This is a genomic window from Pelomonas margarita (assembly GCF_043555875.1).
In the GTDB taxonomy this organism is placed as follows: domain Bacteria; phylum Pseudomonadota; class Gammaproteobacteria; order Burkholderiales; family Burkholderiaceae_C; genus Pelomonas; species Pelomonas margarita.
The window spans coordinates 64,800-82,073 of the sequence record NZ_JBIGHW010000008.1; the positions used below are offsets into that span (position 1 = coordinate 64,800).

Consider the following 17,274-nt stretch of genomic DNA (forward strand, 5'->3'; position numbering starts at 1 on the left):
TCAGACAATGATGCGTCAGTCACCCTGGATCGGCCACATGGTTTTCCCGATCCGCGCAACAACCGGCGCGGCGGCGGGCTCAGGCGCTCAGCGCAGCAGGCGCCGCGTGCTCTCGCGCACGATGAGCTCGGGGCCCGGCGGGCGGGCGTCGGGCTTGTCGCCGCGCAGCATGGCCAGCATGGCCGTGGCGGCTTCGGTGCCGATCTCGTAGACCGACTGCCGCACGGTGGTCAGCGGCGGCATGGTGTAGCGGGCCATGATGACGTCGTCGAAGCCCACCATGGAGACGTCGTCCGGCACGCGCAGGTTGCGCCGGTGCAGCGCCAGGCAGGCGCCCATGGCCATTTCGTCGTTGGACAGGAACAGCGCCGTGAACGACACCTGGCGCTCCAGCAGCCGGCTGACCGCCAGCATGCCGCCTGCGGCTGTGAAGTCGCTCTGCACGATGAGCTCGGGGTCGACGCCCAGGCCGGCGGCGGCCATCGCATCGAGGTAGCCGGCCTGGCGCTCGACGGCGTCATCGTGCAGCAGGTCACCAGCCACGAAGGCGATGCGCCGGTGGCCCTGGTCGATCAGGTGCTGCGTGGCGAGGCGGGCGCCTAGGCGGTTGTCGAAGCCGAAGCTGTACAGCTTCGGCCCCTGCAGCTGGCGCCCCACCACCACGGTCGGCAGGCCGCCGGCCAGGTTGACGAGCTGCTCGTCGGGCAGGCGGCCGGCCAGCACGATGATGCCGTCCACGCGCCGCGACAGCAGGGCCTCGATGGCCTTGCGCTCGTCGTCTTCGTGCCAGTTGCCCGATACGAACAGCGGCACGTAGCCCGCCCGTTCCAGTTCGCGCTCGATGCCCAGCAGCGCCTCGCCGTAGAAGGGGCTGGAGATGATCTGCGTGACGACGCCGATGGACATCGTTTTGCCGCCGGCCAAGCCGCGCGCCACCGGGTTGGGCCGGAAGCCCAGCTCTCGGATGGCGGCCTGCACGGCCTCCTTCTTGGCCTCGCTGACCGAGGCCGTGCCATTGAGGATGCGCGACACCGTGCTGGGCGACACGCCGGCCAATTCGGCCACTTGTTCCAGCGTGACCACCCCGTCGGGGCGGCTTGAAGGCGCTTTCTTGGCGGGGGGCGTCTTGTTATTCATCGGCGGTCTGAGCGGGGTGGCCGAGTGTAGGCGTCGATCCGGGAGCGGCTCTTGCGGGTATTCCGGGCCGCCCCGGTCGGCCTGCCTTACAGCTTGGTGAACCGTATCCAGTTCAGGTTCCAGCCGCCCTGAGGCGCGAACAGGCCGACGTTGTAGGTGCCGGCATTGACGTTCACCGTGTGGGAGATGGTGGTCCAGTTCTGCCAGCCGCCGGTGTTGGGCACGGCCAGCTGGCCCAGCGCCACGCTGCCAGCGTTCAGGTCCAGCGACAGCTGGCCGTTGCCCGGGCTGGCCACGCGGTACTCCACCCGGTAGGCGCCGCTGCTGGGGAAGGTGATGCCGTTGTAGGCCATCCAGTCGTTGGCGTCGATCCAGCCTACGTTCTGCCCGCCTTCGCTGCAGGCCTCCAGCTGCACGCCGGTCTGCGCGTTGAAGGCCTCGGCCTCGATCTGGCGCGTCCAGGCCGAGCTGGCCTTGGCGACGATGACCGAGGTGGCGCGGTCGTTGAAGCCCTGGTCCACCAAGCAGCCACTGTCGGCACTTCGGGTGACGCTGGCGCCACTGAAGTTGTCGCCGTCGAACAGCTGCACCTGGTAGCCGGCATTCACGCGCAGCGAGGACAGGTCGTTGTCGCCGACGCCGCGGGCTTGCAACTGCGCGCGGGTGTAGCTGCCCTCGGGCAGCGCGGCCGCATAGCCGCCGTAGTTGCAGTGTTGGAAGACGGTGGCCACGCCGCCGGAGGCCGGTGCGTAGACGCGCACGTAGTCCACATGCATCTTGGCCGGCAGCGCAGCCGTGTTGACGTTGAAGCCCGGCCAGTTGCCGCCGATGGCGAAGTTCAGCAGCAGAAAGAAGTCGTTGTGGAACTCGCTGGTGCCGTTGACGCCATTGGCGATGCTGGCCTCGTGGTACTTCACGCCATCCACGTACCAGCGGATGGCGCTGGCGTCCCATTCGACAGCGTAGACATGCCAGTCGGTCACCGTGGTGGCGAGGTTGCCGCTGTACTGGGCGTATTGGTTGGTGTGGTCTTGCCAGTGGAGGGTGCCGTAGACCTTCTGCTCGTCGTTGATCTTCTCCATCACGTCGATCTCGCCCGACGCCGGCCAGCCCACCTGCGGCAGGTTGGCGCCCAGCATCCAGAACGCCGGCCACGCGCCGAGGAAGCTGGGCAGCTTCATGCGCGCCTCGATGCGGCCGTACTTGAAGGTCTTGAGCCCTTGTGTCTTCAAGCGGGCCGAGGTGTAGGCCATACCGCCGAAGTTCTCGCGCCGCGCGGTGATGACCAGCGCGTTGTTCTCGATCGTCGCGTTCTCACGCCGGTAGTACTGCAGCTCGTTGTTGCCCCAGCCGTTCGTGCCGGTGCCGGTCTCGAACACCCAGGCCGGGCCAATACTGCCGTTGAACTCGTCGCTCCACACCAACTGCCACTGCGCGTGGGCCAGGCCCGCCGCAGCGCTCAGCAGGCCCACCAGGGCGGGTCGGATCAGGGATCTCAGCCATCTCATGCGGTGTCTCCAACAAAGGGTTTGGGGTGCCCGTCGCCTGTGTCGGCGACTTGAAAGCGCTTTCAGTTTGCGCGTTCACCGGCCGGCTCGGCAATCCGGGGCGTGTGGCCGAACTCAGGGACGGGCAGACCCGCCCCGGGTTTGCGCGGCCGGCCAGCCATCGTCAACACGGGGCCTAGGGTTTGTGCTGCTGGGGCTCGCGACGGGGCCATGCACAATCTTGAAAGCGCTTTCAAAATCATGCCTGCATCCCACGCTCTCTCCCGTCGCCACCTGCTGGCTGCCTCGTTGGGCGGCGCGGCCGGGGTGGTAGCCGGCCCGGCGCCGGCGGCCAGCCAGCTGCCGCTGACGGTGGCCGCCTTTCCGCTGGTGGACGTCATCGCCAAGGACGTGCTCAAGGGCTGGGCGCAGTCGCGGCCGGAGGTGCGCGTCGAGGTCATCAGCCGCCAATACGACGACCACCACACCGCCATGACGACGGCGCTGTCCACGTCGGGCCACCTGCCGGACGTCATCGCGCTGGAGACCAGCTACCTGGGCCGCTTCTCGCTGGGCACGGGGCTGGAGGATCTGTCCGCGCCGGCCTTCGGGGCCGAGCGCTTCAAGGATCGTTTCGTCAGCTTCGCCATCGACACCGCGCGCAACCGCGATGGCCGCATCGTCGCGATGCCCACCGACATCGGCCCGGGTTCGCTGTTCTACCGCGTCGACCTGCTGGCCCGGGCCGGCCTGAAGGAGGCCGACCTGACGCGCTCGTGGGAGAGCTACGCGGAGGCCGGCGCGCAGCTCAAGGCGCGCACGGGCGCCTACCTGATCGGCGATGTGCGCCTGCTCAAGGACATGGTGGTGCGTGCCGGCACGCCGCCTGGTGAGGGGCAGTTCTTCGACGCCCAGGGCCGCGCGCAGATCACGTCGCCGCGCTTCGTGCGCGCGTTCGAGCTGGCCCGCAAGGTGCGTCAGCAGGGCCTGGATGCCCGCGTGGAGGTGTGGTTCAACGATTGGGCCGAGATGCTCAAGCGCGGCCGCCTGGCCACCGAGATATCGGGTTGCTGGATGGCTGGCCAGATGGCTAACTGGGTGGCGCCGGGCACGGCCGGCAAATGGCGCGTGGCGCAGCTGCCCGAGAACACCTTCTGTTCCTACGGTGGCACCTATTACGCCATCCCGCGCCGTTCGGCGCCCGAGAAGAAGGCGCTGGCCTGGCAGCTCATCCAGGAGCTGACGCTGGAGCGCCAGCGTCAGCTCGACGCCTTCCGTTCGCAGGACGCCTTCCCCGCGCTGCTGGCCGCGCAGGACGATCCGTTCTTCGATCAGCCCGTGCCCTTCCTCGGCGGCCAGCAGGCCCGCCTGCTGTGGCGCGACGCCGCACGGCGCATCCCCGTCGTCAAGATGCACAAGCAGCACAAGTTCGCCGATGAGGTCATCAATGCCGAGCTCGACAACGTGCTGGAGTACGGCAAGCCCATCGCCCAGGCGCTGGAAGACGCGCAGGCCCTGCTGGTGCACCGCGCCCGCCGCTGATGACGCCCGGCTTCCCGTCCCACCCTGGCGGCAAGGCGCACCCCTTGCCGCGGAAGGTCTGCTGACATGTCGTTCCGAATCCCCTCTCGCTGGGCGCCGTATGTGCTGGTCAGCCCCTTCCTGATCCTGTTCGCCGTGTTCGGGCTGTTCCCGCTGGCCTTCTCGGGCTGGCTGGCTTTCCAGTCCTGGGAGCCCACGAGCGGCATCGAGGCGATGCAGTTCGTCGGCTTCGACAACTTCGTCTTCGCGCTGACCGACGGCTGGTTCTGGAAGTCGCTATGGAACACGCTGTGGCTGGCGCTGGCCTCGGGCCTGCCGCAGCACCTGGTGGCGTTGCCGCTGGCGGTGTTCCTGCACCAGGCCTTCGGCCGCTGGCGCGGGCTGTTCTCGGGCGCCTACTTTCTGCCCTACATCACGTCCACCGTCGCCATCGCGATGCTGGCCGGTTCGCTGTTCTCCACCGACTACGGCCTCATCAACCAGGCGCTGCATGCGGCCTTCGGCATCGACAACATTCACTGGATGCGCTCGCCTGACGCGATCAAGCCGGCTGTGGCGATGGTGGTGTTCTGGCGCTACGTGGGCTTCAACCTCGTGCTGTACCTCGCCGCGCTGCAGACCATCCCGCACGACCTCTACCAGGCCGCGCGGCTGGACGGCGCCGGCCCCTGGCAGCAGTTCCTGCGCATCACGCTCCCGGGCCTCAAGCCCATGATTCTGTTCGGTGTGACGCTGTCCATCATCGGCGGGCTGCAGCTGTTCGAGGAGCCCTTCATCCTCACCAACGGCAAGGGCGGCGCCGACCAGTCCGCGATGACCGTGGCCATGTACCTCTACCGCCTGGCCTTCGACTTCAGCGACTTCGGCGGCGCCAGCGCGCTGGCCTGGCTCATGTTCGGCCTCATCGCGTTGCTGACCTGGCTGACGAACAAGGCGTTTGCAGATCGGCAGGTGCAGGCATGAAGACGACCCCGAAGCTGCTGGCCTACGCCATCGTGGGCATCGGCGCGCTGTTCATGTTGGCGCCGTTCTATTTCATGTTCGTGTTCGCCACGCAGTCGCGCACCGACATCTTCAACGTGCCGCCGCCGCTGTTCTTCAGCGACCAGTTGCTCAACAACCTGCAGGTTCTCACCACCCGGCTGCCGTTCTGGAAGAACGTCGGCTGGAGCCTGTACGTGGGCCTGATGTCCACGGCGCTGACGCTGCTGTTCTGCTCCATGGCCGGCTACGCGTTCGCGCTGCTGGAGTTCCGCTTCAAGAAGGCGCTGTTCGCTCTCGTCATGGCTACGCTGATGGTGCCATCGTTCATGAACATGATCCCCAGCTTCATGGTCATGGACGCGCTAGGCTGGATCGACACCCACCGCGCGCTCTACCTGCCCGGCGCGGCCAGCGCCTTTGGCATCTTCCTGATGCGCCAGTTCGCGGCCAGCACCGTGCCCAGGGAGCTGCTCAGCGCCGCCCGCATCGACGGCGCCAGCGAGCTGGGCATCTACTGGCGCATCGCGCTGCCGCTGATGAAGCCGGCGCTCGGCACGCTGGGCCTCATCACCTTCATCAGTTCATGGAACAACTTCATGAACCCGTTGATCGTCATGCGCTCGGCGGAGAACTACACGCTGCCGCTGGCGCTGCGCAGCCTGTTCAGCACCACCAGCACCGAATGGGGCGCGCTGATGGCCGGCTCCGCCATCGCCACCCTGCCGCTCATCGTCCTCTTCGTCGTCTCGTCGCGCCAGCTGATCGCGGGCCTCACCGCGGGCGCCGTCAAATAAGCCAGAACCGCCCATGAACTCTCTGCACCGCCAGTTCCCGCCCGACTTCGTCTGGGGCGTCGCCACCAGCAGCTTCCAGATCGAGGGCGCCGCCTCCGAAGGCGGCAAGGGCGAGTCCATCTGGGATCGCTTCTGCCGCCAGCCCGGCGCCATCGCCGATGCCAGCAACGGCGACGTGGCCTGCGACCACTTCCACCGCCTGGACGACGACCTCGACCTCATCGCGTCGCTGGGTGTCAATGCCTACCGCTTCTCCGTCGCCTGGCCGCGCGTGCAGGCCGACGGCCACGGCGCCTTCAACCCCCAGGGCCTGGACTTCTACGAGCGCCTCGTCGACGGGCTGAAGGCGCGCGGCATCCAGCCCTGGCTGACGCTCAACCACTGGGACCTGCCCCAGGGGCTGCAGGACCGTGGCGGCTGGTTCGACCGCGACACCGTGCACCGCTTCGTCGACTACGCCCGCCACGTGCAGGCGCGCCTGGGCGACCGCCTCGCCGGGCTCACCACGCACAACGAGCCCTGGGTCGTTGCCACGCTGGGCCATGACAAGGGCATCTTCGCGCCTGGCATCCAGAGCCGCCGCGTCGCCGCGCAGGTGTCGCACCACCTGCTGCTCAGCCACGGCCTGGCGCTGCAGGCGCTGCGCGCCGACGGTGCGCGCAGCGAGCTGGGCATCGTGCTCAACCTGTCGTCCACCGTGCCGGCCACCGCCATGCCGGCCGACATCGCCGCGGCCCGGCTGGCCGACGCCCATGGCCGCCGCTGGTACACCGACCCGCTGTTCAAGGGCAGCTATCCCGAGGGCGCGCTCGCCGACCTCGGCGCAGACGCGCCGGTGGTGCAGGCCGGCGACATGGGCGTCATCGCCCAGCCCATGGACTACCTGGGTGTCAACAACTACACCCGCTCCGTCATTGCCGCCAGCGGCGAGGACTGGAATGCCAAGGGCCGCGGTTTGCCGGTGTCCGACATGGACTGGGAGATCTACCCTCAGGGCCTGACCGACCTGCTGGTGCAGCTCAGGCACGACTACGCGCGCCTGCCCAAGGTCTACATCACCGAGAACGGCGGCGCTTTTCCCGACGCCCGCCTCGTGGACGGCCGCGTGCAGGATGACGACCGCATCGACTACCTGCGCACCCACATCGCCGCCGTGGCCAGCGCCCTGCAGCAGGGCGTGCCCATGGCCGGCTACATGGTCTGGAGCCTGCTCGACAACTTCGAATGGGCCAGCGGCTACCTCAAGCGCTTCGGCATCGTGCACGTGGACTACGACACCCAGGTGCGCACGCCCAAGGCCAGCGCCGAGTGGTACCGCGAGTTCCTGCGCCAGTGGCGCGGCTGAATCCCTACAACAACTCTGGAGACACGTACCCCATGCCCACGATCAACCGCCTGCCGCGCCGCTGGCGCAGCGTCCTGTCTGCCGCCGCCTTTGCCCTGACCGCCTGTGGCGGTGGCGGCGGCTCAGCCACTGCCGCCACACCGGCGGCCACGCCCGCGGCCCCAGCTCCGTCCAACAACTGGACGCTGGTGTGGAGTGACGAATTCGACGACGCCGCCGGCACCGTGCCCAAGGCCGCGCACTGGAACTACGACCTCGGCAACGCCGAGAACAACGGCTGGGGCAACCGCGAGTACCAGTACTACACCAAGGACGCCCGCAACGCCCAGACCGACGGCAACGGCATGCTGGTCATCACTGCCGAGCGCGCCACCAACCCCGGCCCCTGCTGGAACGGCAAGCCCTGCGAATTCACGTCGGCGCGCATCCACAGCAACAACAAGGTCAGCTTCACCTACGGCAAGGTCGAGGCCCGCATGAAGCTGCCCACCGGCAAGGGCGTGTGGCCGGCCTTCTGGACCCTGGGTGCCGACATCGCCACCAACCCGTGGCCCAAGTCGGGCGAGATCGACATCATGGAGTTCGTGCCGCAGACGCCCAACTCGACCTACGGCACGCTGCACGGCCCCGGCTACTCGGGCGCGCAAGGCATCGGCAAGCCGGTCGACCTCGGCGCCCCGGTCGTCAACGACTTCCACACCTACACCATCATCAAGCGTCCCAACGAGATCATCTGGTACGTCGATGGCAAGGAGTTCCACCGCCTCACGCCAAGCAGCCTGCCGGCCGGCGGTACTTGGGTGTTCGAGAAGCCCTTCTTCGTCATCCTGAACCTCGCCATCGGGGGCGACTGGCCCGGCGTACCCGACGCCACCACGCCGACCACGTCGCGCATGCTGGTCGACTGGGTGCGCATCTACAAGGAAAACTGAGCTCGCCACGGCCAGGGAGACCCGCCATGTCCCGACTGCTCCACTGCCTCGCGCTGGCCGCCGGCCTGCTGGCGGCGTCCGCCCAGGCCGCCGAGGTCAAGACCCCGTACGGCAGCTTCATCGCGCCCGACGGGCTGACCGAGGTCAACCGCGATGACAAGACCGACCCGCGCACCGGCAAGCCAGCCGGCATGGTCGTGCTCACCCGCGCGAGCGACCCCAAGGCTGTCTACATCGTCGTCTGGAGCTTTGCCGAGCCCGACTTGGCCAAGCCCTACGACGCGCTGGAAGGCGCGGTGCGCATCGGCAACCCGTTCGACAAGGCGTTGACGCGCGACGCCGCCAGCGCCACCTCGGTCGGCGGCGTGGCCGGTGGCCGCTACGAGGGCACGCTGCCCAACGGCCAGCGCGCCATCAGCTATGTCGCTACCAATGCCGGCCACCGGATCGTGGTGCTGCTCAAGGGGCCGGCGTCGGGCAGCCACAAGAACACGGCGGAAGCCATGGGTCGCGGCATCGAGCGCTTCAGCTGGGTCGTGCCGGCCAGCGCGGCGGCTTCGGCACCCTGAGGCGCGACAGGGCTTCAACCGGCAGTCAGGGCCGAAGGCGCGCCTCGCCGTTGGCGGCGCGCGACACTCACTCGCGCCGCAAGGCCAGCTCCACGTCCACCGTGCGCGGTTGGGGCAGGGGCTCGAACTGCCACTGCAGCACTGCCTCGGTGGCGGGCCGGGCCAGCCGTGGCGGCACATCGGCGGCGGCCTGGGCCTTGGTGACGGTGCCGTCGGTGGCCACTGTGAAGCGCACCGCGACGCGACGTGCACCCGCGCCGAGCATGGCCTGCACCGAGGGCGTCAGCACCGGCGCTACGAAATGGCGCAGTTGCAGCGCGACCTCTTCCGGCTCGTCTGGGGCGTCGTCGTCATCGACGGCTGGCGGAGCCGCCGTGGCGGCGGTGGCGACTGGCGCGGCGGCAGGCGCCTGCGGCTCCGGCAAGGTGGCTGCCACGATGCTGGCCGGAGGCGGCGGCTCGGCTGCCGGCGTGGGCTGCGGTGTGCTCGCGGCCGCCGCCACGGCGATCGCAGCGGTCGGGGCGACCACCTCGGCCGGGCGCGTGCTGGCGGTCGATGCCGGGCGGCGCGGCTTGTCGGCCGGGCGCGGGCGCACCGCATGGAACTTGATGATGTTGAGCACCCGTTCGGCATCGCGCAGCGCGCGCTCGGGCACCTGGGGTGGCGGGGCGGTCTGGGCCGCCGCGAGCAGCGGCAGGGCCAGGCTCAACGCGGCCAGCAGGCGTGGCCGTTGGGCGATGTCGGGCATGAACGGAGAAGGGCGGGAAGTGGGAGCTGCAGGCACGCAAGTCCCATTCCAGCAGAACTTCGTGACAGCGCATCAGGTCGGGATGCGCTCGCCCTCGGCGTTGAACCACAACGCCTTGGCTGCGTCGAAGCCGAAGCGCACGCTGGCGCCGTCCGCCACCTCTGGCTGGCCCTGCAGCACGGCCGAGACGCTGCAGCCGGCGCTGTTCATCCACACCACATGCTGATTGCCTAGCGGCTCGATGAGCTGGATTTGCGCGGCGAACGGCTGCTCGGCGCCCAGCTTCACGTGTTCGGGCCGCACGGCCAGCGTCAGCGCCTCGCCCTGCTGGCGCGAGGCCAGTGCCGCAGGCAGCGGCAGGGTCAGCGCGGGCGACACGAAGCGGCCGCCTTCGTCCACCTGGCCCTCGAGACGGTTGATGGCCGGCGAGCCGACGAAGCCGGCCACGCGCAGGTTGTTGGGCCGGTCGTAGACCTCGGCTGGCGTGCCAATCTGCTGGATCACGCCCTGGTGCATGACGACGATGCGCGTGGCCAGCGTCATGGCCTCCACCTGGTCGTGCGTCACGTAGATCATGGTGTTACCCAGGCGCTGGTGCAGTTGCTTGAGCTCGCGGCGCAGGTCGGTGCGCAGCTTGGCGTCGAGGTTGGACAGCGGTTCGTCCAGCAGCAGCACCTTGGCCTCGCGCACCACGGCCCGGCCGATGGCCACGCGCTGGCGCTGGCCGCCGGAGAGCTGGCCCGGTCGACGCTCCAGCAAGGGGCCCAGCTGCAGCATCTCGGCCGCCGCGGCCACGCGCTTGTCCAGCTCGGCCTTGGGCGTCTTGGCCATCTTCAGCGGGAAGGCGAGGTTCTCCTTCACCGTCATCGTCGGGTACAGCGCGTAGCTCTGGAACACCATTCCCACGCCGCGCTGGCTGGGCTCGGCATGCGTGGCGTCCTGCTCGCCGATGTGGATGCTGCCGCCGCTGACCGGGTTCAGCCCGGCGATGGTGTGCAGCAGCGTGCTCTTGCCGCAGCCCGAGGGGCCCAGCAGCACGAGGAACTCGCCGCTGTGCACGTCGAGGTCGAGGTGCTTGATGACGTCGTGGTTGCCAAAGCGGATGCTCAGGTCCTGGATGTGAACGCGGGTCAAGGAAGTCTCCTGTCGGTCAAGATCTTGGCCAGCGTCTGCTGCGCGGCCTGCGCGGGAATGTCCCGGTTCCAGTAGTCGCTGACGGCACGTTCGAGCGCCGTCAGCTGCTCGGGGGCCAGCAGCATCTCGGTGTTGCCGACCAGCCGGTGGGCGTCGCGCAGCGCGGCGGCGCCGGCCTGAGCGCAGACATCCAGCGAGCGGGTGTCCAGGTCGGTGCGCACGGGGATGGAGCCCTTGCGCGCGCTGAAGGCCAGCTGTGTGGCCGGCGCCGTGGCCACACGCGCCAGCAGCTCCTGGGCCGGCCGGGCGCTGCCGTCGCGGTCTTTGGGGAACACCAGCACGTCGCCGTCCACGATGTAGGGCGCGCGCGGGCTCAGGCCCGGCGCGCAGCCGAAGTCGCGGCCCGGCAGCTGGCCGGCCTGCGTGAACTCGCCCTTGGCCCAGTCGCCCATGAAGCTCAGGCCCGCACGGCCGCTGACGAGCAGCGCCGTCGTGTCGCTCCAGCTGCGGCCCGGCGAGGCGGCGTCGACATAGCGGCGCAGCCGCTTGTAGTTGACGAGCACCTGCCGCAGTGCGTCGCCCTGCAGCGCGGCGGGGTCACGGTCGCGGAACACGGCCTGGTAGAGCTCGCGCCCGCCCTGGTTGGCGAGGATGGCGTTGAAGAGGTTCAGGTCCTGCCACGGCTGGCCGCCATGGGCCAGTGGGATCAGGCCAGCCCCCTGCAGCTTGTCCAGTGCGGCGAACAGCTCGACCATGCTGCGCGGCTCGGCCTTGACGCCGGCCCGGGCCAGCGCCGCCTTGGAGCTCCACAGCCAGGCCGGCATGTGGATGGCCACCGGCGCGGCGTACAGGTGGCCGTCCACGCGCACGGCGTCCAGCAGCACGGCCGGTAGCAGCTCGGCCCAGCGGCCCCGGCGGGCCACCTCGTCCAGCGCATGCAGCCGGCCCTGGCGTGCCAACTGGCGAAAGGGCTGGGACGGGTTGAACTGCGCCGCCGTCGGCGGGTGGCCGGCGTCCATGCGCGCCAGCACCACGGCCCGCGCCTGGGCCGAGGCCACCACCGCCACATCGCGCCATTGCCCGCCGGCGGCGCGGTAGGCGTCAGCCAGCGCATGCATGGCGGCCGTCTCGCCGGGCGACGTCCACCAGTGCACCACGTCCACCTGCGGGCCAGCCTGGGCCGCAGCGGCGAACAGGGCAGGGAGCACGGCGCGAAGCATGTGCCGATCATTACCGATGATTAATAAACTTAATATCGTATTAACCAGTAGGGCCGGCGCCGCTACAGTGCGCGGCCATGAACCTGCTGCTTGCCGAAGACGACCCGGTGCTGGCCGATGCGCTGCAGCAGCAGCTGACGCGGGCCGGCTTCAAGCTGGACTGGGCCGAGAACGGCGCGGTGGCCGAGTACCTGCTGAAGAAGCAGGACTTCGACATCGCCATCCTCGACCTCGGTCTGCCCATGGTGGACGGCCTGACCGTGCTCAAGCGCGTGCGCGAGGCGGGCCGCACGTTGCCCATCCTGGTGCTGACAGCGCTGGACGCGCTGGAGCACCGCGTGGCCGGGCTGCAGGCCGGCGCGGACGACTACCTCACCAAGCCCTTCGATTTCCCCGAGCTGGAGGCGCGCCTGCACGCGCTGCTGCGCCGCGGCCGGCCGGCCGGCGCGGCCCAGCAGCTGCGCGGCCTGACGCTGGACCGCACGGCCCGGCGCGCCAGCATCGCCGGCGAGCTGGTGGAGCTGAGCCCGCGCGAATGGACGCTGCTGGACCTGCTGGTCACCGAGCGCGACCGCGTCGTCACCAAGGCCCAGATCGCCGAGGCCTGGGGCAGCGAGGACAGCGCCGCCGGCGGCTCGCTGGAGGTCTACATCCACCGCCTGCGCAAGAAGCTCGAAGGTTCGGGCCTGGCCGTGCGCACCGTGCGCGGCCTGGGCTATCTGCTGGAAGCCACGGCGGCTTGAGCATGCCGGCCGGCCGCTCGCTGCACCGGCAACTGCTGCTGTGGCTGCTGCTGCCGCAGATCGTGTTGTGGGGCGTGGCCGCCTTCGGCGCCTACCGGGCCGCCACCCGCCATGCCGACGAGCTGGTGGACGCCTCGCTCGTGCAGGCCGCGCGTGCGCTGTCGCGGCAGATCCGGCCCACCGCCAGCGGCCTGTTCGTGGACCTACCGCCCTCGGCGCAGGACATCCTCGCCGCCGACCCGACCAACCCCGACGACCGCGTCATCTACATGGTCAGCTCGCCGCCGGGGCAGCTGCTGCTGGGCGACGCCCGCATGCCGGCGCCGCCGCGCGCCGCCGCGCTCAACGAGCCAGTGTTCTTCGACACCCGGGTGCCCGAGCCCATGCGCGTGGTCTCGCTGGACCTGCGCCTGAGCGCTCCCGGCGCGGTGGACGCGCCGTTGCGCGTGCAGATTGCCCGCGCCAGCAAGCCGCGCGAGCTGCTGGCGCGGCGGATGTTGCTGGACACCGCGCTGCCGCTGTCGCTGTTGATCGCGCTGATGAGCATGGGCGTGTGGGCCGGCATCCAGCGCGGTCTGCGCCCGCTGGCCGAGCTGCAGCGTCAGATGGAAGGCCGCCGCGCCGATGCGCTGGATCCGGTGCAGCTGCGCGCCGCGCCGCCCGAGGTGGGCGCGCTGGCCGGCGCCGTCAACGAGCTGCTGGGCCAGGTGCAGCACAGCCTGGCCACTCAGCGCCGCTTCATCAGCGACGCCGCCCACCAGTTGCGCACGCCGCTGGCCGGCCTCAAGAGCCAGGCCGAGCTGGCGCTGGCCGAGGCCAGCGACCCCGCACTGCGCCAGCGTCTGCAGCGCCTGCACGAGAGCGCCGTGCGCGGCGCGCGGCTGGTGTCGCAGCTGCTGGTGCTGGCCCGCGCCGAGCCCGAGGCCGCGGCCGTGCAGGGCTGGGCTGCGGTGGACTGCGTGGCGCTGGCCCGCGAGGTGGCGGCCGAGCAGGTGCCGCGCGCATTGGCCGCTGGCTGCGACCTGGGTGTGGAGCTGCCCGAAGCGCCGCTGTGCGTGCACGCCGTGGCCCTGCTGCTGCGCGAGGCGCTGACCAACCTCATCGACAACGCGCTGCGCTACGCCGGCCCTGGCGCCACCATCACCGTGCGCGTGCGCCGCGCGGGTGACGATGTGTGGCTGGACGTGGAGGACAACGGCCCCGGCCTGCCGCTGGACCTGCGCGAACGTGCCTTCGAGCGCTTCGTGCGCGGCGCGGCGCACGGCGAGGGCTGCGGCCTGGGGCTGGCCATCGTGCGGGAGATTGCCGAGCGGCATGGGGGCAGTGCGGAGCTGCTGCCGGCAGCGCCGAAGGGGTGCATTGCGAGGTTGACGTTGCCGGTGGGGTGAGGGGGGGGCTGCAACATGGCGGTGTGGCGAGCGACTGCGGCAGACTGATTTCAGCCGCTTGGGTCATGCCCGGCGACCGGTCGGCTATCTATCCAATGTTGTCTCCTGCCAGTCGGAGTGAATCGCAGGAAAGCTGACATTTGCCGATCTGAGCTTGACGTTCGCTACTTTTTTGCGACTGGCACCGATAGCCTAACGGTCGGACCGCTAGGATCGCTAACCGAGTCGGATGTTCAAAGGAAGCTATGGCAGCGAAGCAAAGGGAGACCGTCAACCTCGACGCACTTATTCCAAGAGATGACGTGGAGGCGAAGAAGCCCAAGTCTGGGAAGGGCGTCATCCAGGTGACTGAACTGGAGTTGGGCCGCCACTTTTACGGGCTGCTCCGCAAGCCCTTGTTTCAGCGCGAGACGAACGATTGGGGGGTCGACAACGTGATCTCGTTGGTCCGCAGCTTCCGAAACGGGCATTTGATTCCTGCTGTCATTCTGTGGTCTGCCGATGGTTCTACGTTTGTCATTGATGGAGCGCATCGCTTGAGCGTCTTTGTCGCGTGGGTCAATGACGACTATGGCGATGGCGCCCTGTCTCAGGCTTTTTTCAAGCACCAAATTCCAAAGTCTCAGCGAGATGCCGCCTATAAGTGCCGGGCGCAGATAAAAGCTGAGGGCCTGGAATATGCTGAGCTTCAGAAACTGACCAAGTTGCCAACCCGAACCCCTGAGCAGCTCGCATGGAGTACAAACATCGCTCAGCCTGTTGAAACACAGTGGGTTGTCGGTGACGCGGATGTTGCGCTTCAGTCGTTTCTGGATATCAATCAGAGGTCGGTTGAAATTGATCCCACAGAGCGTTACATGATTGTTGAGCGCAAATCACCAAGCGTGGTTGCTGCGCGGGCTCTGGTAAGCGCTGGACGGGGTCATGCCTATTGGGGGGCTTTCGGGCTCCAATATGTTGAGGAGATTGAGCGGTATGCAAAGTACATCTGCGACGCAATCTTCGAGCCAGAAAGTGCACAGCCGCATACTCACGCCGAACTGCAGCCTGCAGGTATGGCGCAGACTGCAAATGGCCTACGTATGGCGCTCGAACTGGTCAACATCGTCACAGGGATGAAGGGAGGATCGAACAACATCCCCCCTGATCCCGATGGCAGTCAAACGTCACGTGTACTTGCGAGAGTGTGGGGTGTGGTCAAGTATGTCGCCGGTGATGAGCCGGCTTCACTCAGCTTGCATCCAGCCATCTACTTTTGGGGAACTACAGGGAACCATCGCCCCAGCATGTTTCTAGCGGTGGTGTCGTTCGTTCAGGATCTGATTGCTTCAAACGAATTGGTGCAATTTACTATGCACAGGGCAGCTTTGGAGGAAATGCTGATTGGCCGAGGCAATCTCGGTCAACAAATATTGTCCCGTTACGGCGGCTGGAAGCGCAGTCTCGAACCGATTAAGGCGCTCTTGCGACAAATTCTGGATGGTCTGAAGTCTGGCAAGTCGGAGGCTGAGATACTTGGCGGGCTTTCGTCGGCCACCGCCGAATCTTCTAAAGAAGCCTCAGAGCGGCCAGACGCTTGGAAGGAGACGCGCAGCGCTGCGCGAATTAAAGCCAGCTTGGCTTCGGCGCCGCGGTGCGCCATTTGCAAGGCGCGATTGGTTCTCGCTCATGCGAGTGATGACCACATTGAGCGCCGTGTCGACGGCGGGAATTCCGGGCCGGCCAATTCACAGCTTACCCATCATTACTGCAACCATGGGTTTAAGGAGCACTTTGCGCAACTCGGAAAGCCGCTGCCTACGATTGCTGGGCCTGCCTAGATGTTCTGACCATCATTTGCTTGGCAGGCCGCACGCCTCCCTGTCCCTTGCCGATCAGCCGGCCCACCCGCCCGCGCCCGCTGCCCCATCAACCGCTTCCGCACCGCAAAGATGTTGTTCCTCAGCGCATAAAGCTCCTCCGCATACGACAGCGGCACCGCAATCCGGTGCGTCACGCGGTCCAGCTCATCCAGCTCGTCGAGCAACGCCTCGCGCTCGTCGGTGCCGGCTTCCAGCCTGGACTCCACCTCGCGCAGCCGCGCATACCAGCGGAACACGCGCGAGCGCACACGGAAGGTGTAGAGCGGCGGCACCACGCGCGACAGCGGCAGCATCAGCACCAGCAGGCCGCCCACCACCAGCCACATGCGTTCCAGCAGGTTGCCGGCCCAGAAGGGCAGGTAGCGCGCCCAGGCCGGCGGCGTGCCGTTGATGGCGCGGTCGCCCTCGGCGCTGACCGGCAGCTCGCTGGTGCGGGTGTTGGGAAAGTCGCGCGCGCCGTTGAACCAGCCGGCCCCGCCGTGCAGCCCCAGCGCGGCCTGCGCGAACAGCTGGCGCAGCGCCGGGTGGGTCTGCTCGCGGGCCAGCAGGGCGGTGGTGGTGGCGAGCAGCGGCACATCCTGCGGCGGCAGGTCGGCGGCCAGGTCCACCACGCCGCGCGGCAGGCTCACGGTGGACAGGAAGGGCAGGTGCCGCGAGTAGGCCTCGTTCTGCTCGAAGGCCATCAGCGCCATGGCTGGGTCGCGCAGCAGCGTGCGGATGAGGCCGGCCTGCGGCGCCGAGATCAGCACCGCAGCGTCCAGCCGGCCCTGGCGCAGCGCCTCACCGGCGGCGTCGGGCGCGAGGTTGGACAGCTGCAGGTCGGTTGGCCTCAGCTGGTTCAGCGCCAGCAGCTTCTCGACGATCTGCGGCACGCCGCTGCCGTCCTGGTCCACATTGACGCGCAGCCCGCGCAGCTGGGTCAGGTGCTGCAGCGTGCCGCCGGGCTGGCGGCGCGCGATGGCGAGGTCGCGGCGGTAGAAGACCCAGACCGGCTCGTAGAACAGGCTGCCCAGCGAGACGATGCCGGCCTCGGTGTCGGCGACCGCATCGGCCATGCCGCCGCGCACAAAACCCACATCGGCGGTGCCCGTGCGCAGGTGGGCCAGGTCGTCCAAAGCGCCTTCGGTGGCGATCAACTGCACCTGGATGCGCTCGCGCGCCAGCGCTTTCGCATAACGCTCTCCGAAGCTGGCGTAGGCACTGCCGGCCGGGCCGGTGGCCAGCTTCACCTGGCGCGGCGGCTGTGGGTCCAGCCACCAGTAGGCGGCCACCAGCAGGCCGCCGCCGAGCAGCAGCAGCGGGCCCATCGAGACGACCAGGTCGCGCAGCGTCTGCAGCAGCGGGCGCAGGCTGCGCGTGGCCTCCCGTGGCTGAATCGGGGTCATGGCG

At 68.6% G+C, this 17,274-nt stretch carries 15 protein-coding genes; 9 read left to right on the forward strand and 6 right to left on the reverse strand.

Annotated features, from left to right (window positions below):
• Positions 1-87 precede the first annotated feature (87 nt).
• Positions 88-1,137 carry a LacI family DNA-binding transcriptional regulator gene (locus tag ACG0Z3_RS15230; RefSeq protein WP_394398884.1) on the reverse strand — a complete coding sequence of 350 codons (1,050 nt, stop codon included), beginning with the start codon at positions 1,135-1,137 and terminating at the stop codon, positions 88-90.
• Positions 1,138-1,223: 86 nt separating this feature from the next.
• Positions 1,224-2,645 carry a carbohydrate-binding protein gene (locus tag ACG0Z3_RS15235; protein WP_394398886.1) on the reverse strand — a complete coding sequence of 474 codons (1,422 nt, stop codon included), beginning with the start codon at positions 2,643-2,645 and terminating at the stop codon, positions 1,224-1,226.
• Positions 2,646-2,885: 240 nt separating this feature from the next.
• Here ACG0Z3_RS15235 and ACG0Z3_RS15240 point away from each other — a divergent pair, with 240 nt between their 5' ends.
• The 6 genes from ACG0Z3_RS15240 to ACG0Z3_RS15265 all read left to right on the forward strand — a co-directional run bounded on the left by ACG0Z3_RS15240 (position 2,886) and on the right by ACG0Z3_RS15265 (position 8,790).
• Positions 2,886-4,166: an ABC transporter substrate-binding protein gene (locus tag ACG0Z3_RS15240; protein ID WP_394398888.1), complete on the forward strand. Its 1,281-nt coding sequence runs from the start codon at positions 2,886-2,888 to the stop codon at positions 4,164-4,166.
• 66 nt (positions 4,167-4,232) lie between these two features.
• Entirely contained in the window at positions 4,233-5,129 is an 897-nt protein-coding gene (locus tag ACG0Z3_RS15245; protein WP_394398890.1) for a carbohydrate ABC transporter permease, read from the forward strand.
• Entirely contained in the window at positions 5,126-5,944 is an 819-nt protein-coding gene (locus ACG0Z3_RS15250) for a carbohydrate ABC transporter permease (RefSeq protein ID WP_394398892.1), read from the forward strand. The genes ACG0Z3_RS15245 and ACG0Z3_RS15250 overlap by 4 nt, the downstream gene beginning before the upstream one ends.
• A gap of 13 nt (positions 5,945-5,957) precedes the next feature.
• Positions 5,958-7,289, forward strand: a complete 1,332-nt coding sequence (locus ACG0Z3_RS15255; RefSeq protein WP_394398894.1) for a GH1 family beta-glucosidase — start codon at positions 5,958-5,960, stop codon at positions 7,287-7,289.
• Positions 7,290-7,321: 32 nt separating this feature from the next.
• On the forward strand, positions 7,322-8,221 hold the full coding sequence (locus ACG0Z3_RS15260) for a glycoside hydrolase family 16 protein (protein WP_394398896.1): 900 nt from the start codon (positions 7,322-7,324) through the stop codon (positions 8,219-8,221).
• 26 nt (positions 8,222-8,247) lie between these two features.
• A complete protein-coding gene (locus ACG0Z3_RS15265) occupies positions 8,248-8,790 on the forward strand; it encodes a hypothetical protein (RefSeq protein WP_394398898.1) in 543 nt (180 codons plus the stop codon).
• 67 nt (positions 8,791-8,857) lie between these two features.
• On the opposite strand, the gene ACG0Z3_RS15270 is transcribed toward ACG0Z3_RS15265, so the two are convergent.
• From ACG0Z3_RS15270 to ACG0Z3_RS15280, 3 genes are all read right to left on the reverse strand, one after another.
• Complete coding sequence (locus ACG0Z3_RS15270) at positions 8,858-9,538, reverse strand: energy transducer TonB (RefSeq protein WP_394398900.1); 681 nt, start codon at positions 9,536-9,538, stop codon at positions 8,858-8,860.
• Positions 9,539-9,610: 72 nt separating this feature from the next.
• Positions 9,611-10,672 (reverse strand): ABC transporter ATP-binding protein, encoded by a 1,062-nt coding sequence (locus tag ACG0Z3_RS15275; RefSeq protein WP_394398902.1) that lies wholly within the window; start codon positions 10,670-10,672, stop codon positions 9,611-9,613.
• Entirely contained in the window at positions 10,669-11,880 is a 1,212-nt protein-coding gene (locus ACG0Z3_RS15280; RefSeq protein ID WP_394398905.1) for an ABC transporter substrate-binding protein, read from the reverse strand. The genes ACG0Z3_RS15275 and ACG0Z3_RS15280 overlap by 4 nt, the downstream gene beginning before the upstream one ends.
• Positions 11,881-11,969: 89 nt before the next feature.
• On the opposite strand from ACG0Z3_RS15280, the gene ACG0Z3_RS15285 reads away from it, so the two are divergent.
• The 3 genes from ACG0Z3_RS15285 (at position 11,970) to ACG0Z3_RS15295 (ending at position 15,843) form a co-directional block, all read left to right on the forward strand.
• On the forward strand, positions 11,970-12,635 hold the full coding sequence (locus ACG0Z3_RS15285) for a response regulator transcription factor (RefSeq protein WP_394398907.1): 666 nt from the start codon (positions 11,970-11,972) through the stop codon (positions 12,633-12,635).
• Positions 12,636-12,637: 2 nt separating this feature from the next.
• On the forward strand, positions 12,638-14,023 hold the full coding sequence (locus ACG0Z3_RS15290; protein WP_394399180.1) for a sensor histidine kinase: 1,386 nt from the start codon (positions 12,638-12,640) through the stop codon (positions 14,021-14,023).
• A 245-nt stretch (positions 14,024-14,268) separates the two neighbouring features.
• Positions 14,269-15,843 carry an HNH endonuclease family protein gene (locus tag ACG0Z3_RS15295; protein WP_394398909.1) on the forward strand — a complete coding sequence of 525 codons (1,575 nt, stop codon included), beginning with the start codon at positions 14,269-14,271 and terminating at the stop codon, positions 15,841-15,843.
• Here ACG0Z3_RS15295 and ACG0Z3_RS15300 read toward each other — a convergent pair.
• On the reverse strand, positions 15,840-17,270 hold the full coding sequence (locus ACG0Z3_RS15300) for a TAXI family TRAP transporter solute-binding subunit (RefSeq protein ID WP_394398911.1): 1,431 nt from the start codon (positions 17,268-17,270) through the stop codon (positions 15,840-15,842). The genes ACG0Z3_RS15295 and ACG0Z3_RS15300 overlap by 4 nt on opposite strands.
• Positions 17,271-17,274: the final 4 nt, after the last annotated feature.

Excerpts from the sequence above, each read along its gene's own strand:
- ACG0Z3_RS15295 (WP_394398909.1), top strand. The coding sequence starts at position 14,269 with ATGGCAGCGAAGCAAAGGGAGACCGTCAACCTCGACGCACTTATTCCA.
- ACG0Z3_RS15245 (WP_394398890.1), top strand. The coding sequence starts at position 4,233 with ATGTCGTTCCGAATCCCCTCTCGCTGGGCGCCGTATGTGCTGGTCAGC.
- ACG0Z3_RS15285 (WP_394398907.1), top strand. The coding sequence starts at position 11,970 with ATGAACCTGCTGCTTGCCGAAGACGACCCGGTGCTGGCCGATGCGCTG.
- ACG0Z3_RS15250 (WP_394398892.1), top strand. The coding sequence starts at position 5,126 with ATGAAGACGACCCCGAAGCTGCTGGCCTACGCCATCGTGGGCATCGGC.
- ACG0Z3_RS15265 (WP_394398898.1), top strand. The coding sequence starts at position 8,248 with ATGTCCCGACTGCTCCACTGCCTCGCGCTGGCCGCCGGCCTGCTGGCG.
- ACG0Z3_RS15270 (WP_394398900.1), bottom strand. The coding sequence starts at position 9,538 with ATGCCCGACATCGCCCAACGGCCACGCCTGCTGGCCGCGTTGAGCCTG.
- ACG0Z3_RS15240 (WP_394398888.1), top strand. The coding sequence starts at position 2,886 with ATGCCTGCATCCCACGCTCTCTCCCGTCGCCACCTGCTGGCTGCCTCG.
- ACG0Z3_RS15235 (WP_394398886.1), bottom strand. The coding sequence starts at position 2,645 with ATGAGATGGCTGAGATCCCTGATCCGACCCGCCCTGGTGGGCCTGCTG.
- ACG0Z3_RS15260 (WP_394398896.1), top strand. The coding sequence starts at position 7,322 with ATGCCCACGATCAACCGCCTGCCGCGCCGCTGGCGCAGCGTCCTGTCT.
- ACG0Z3_RS15290 (WP_394399180.1), top strand. The coding sequence starts at position 12,638 with ATGCCGGCCGGCCGCTCGCTGCACCGGCAACTGCTGCTGTGGCTGCTG.
- ACG0Z3_RS15300 (WP_394398911.1), bottom strand. The coding sequence starts at position 17,270 with ATGACCCCGATTCAGCCACGGGAGGCCACGCGCAGCCTGCGCCCGCTG.
- ACG0Z3_RS15230 (WP_394398884.1), bottom strand. The coding sequence starts at position 1,137 with ATGAATAACAAGACGCCCCCCGCCAAGAAAGCGCCTTCAAGCCGCCCC.
- ACG0Z3_RS15255 (WP_394398894.1), top strand. The coding sequence starts at position 5,958 with ATGAACTCTCTGCACCGCCAGTTCCCGCCCGACTTCGTCTGGGGCGTC.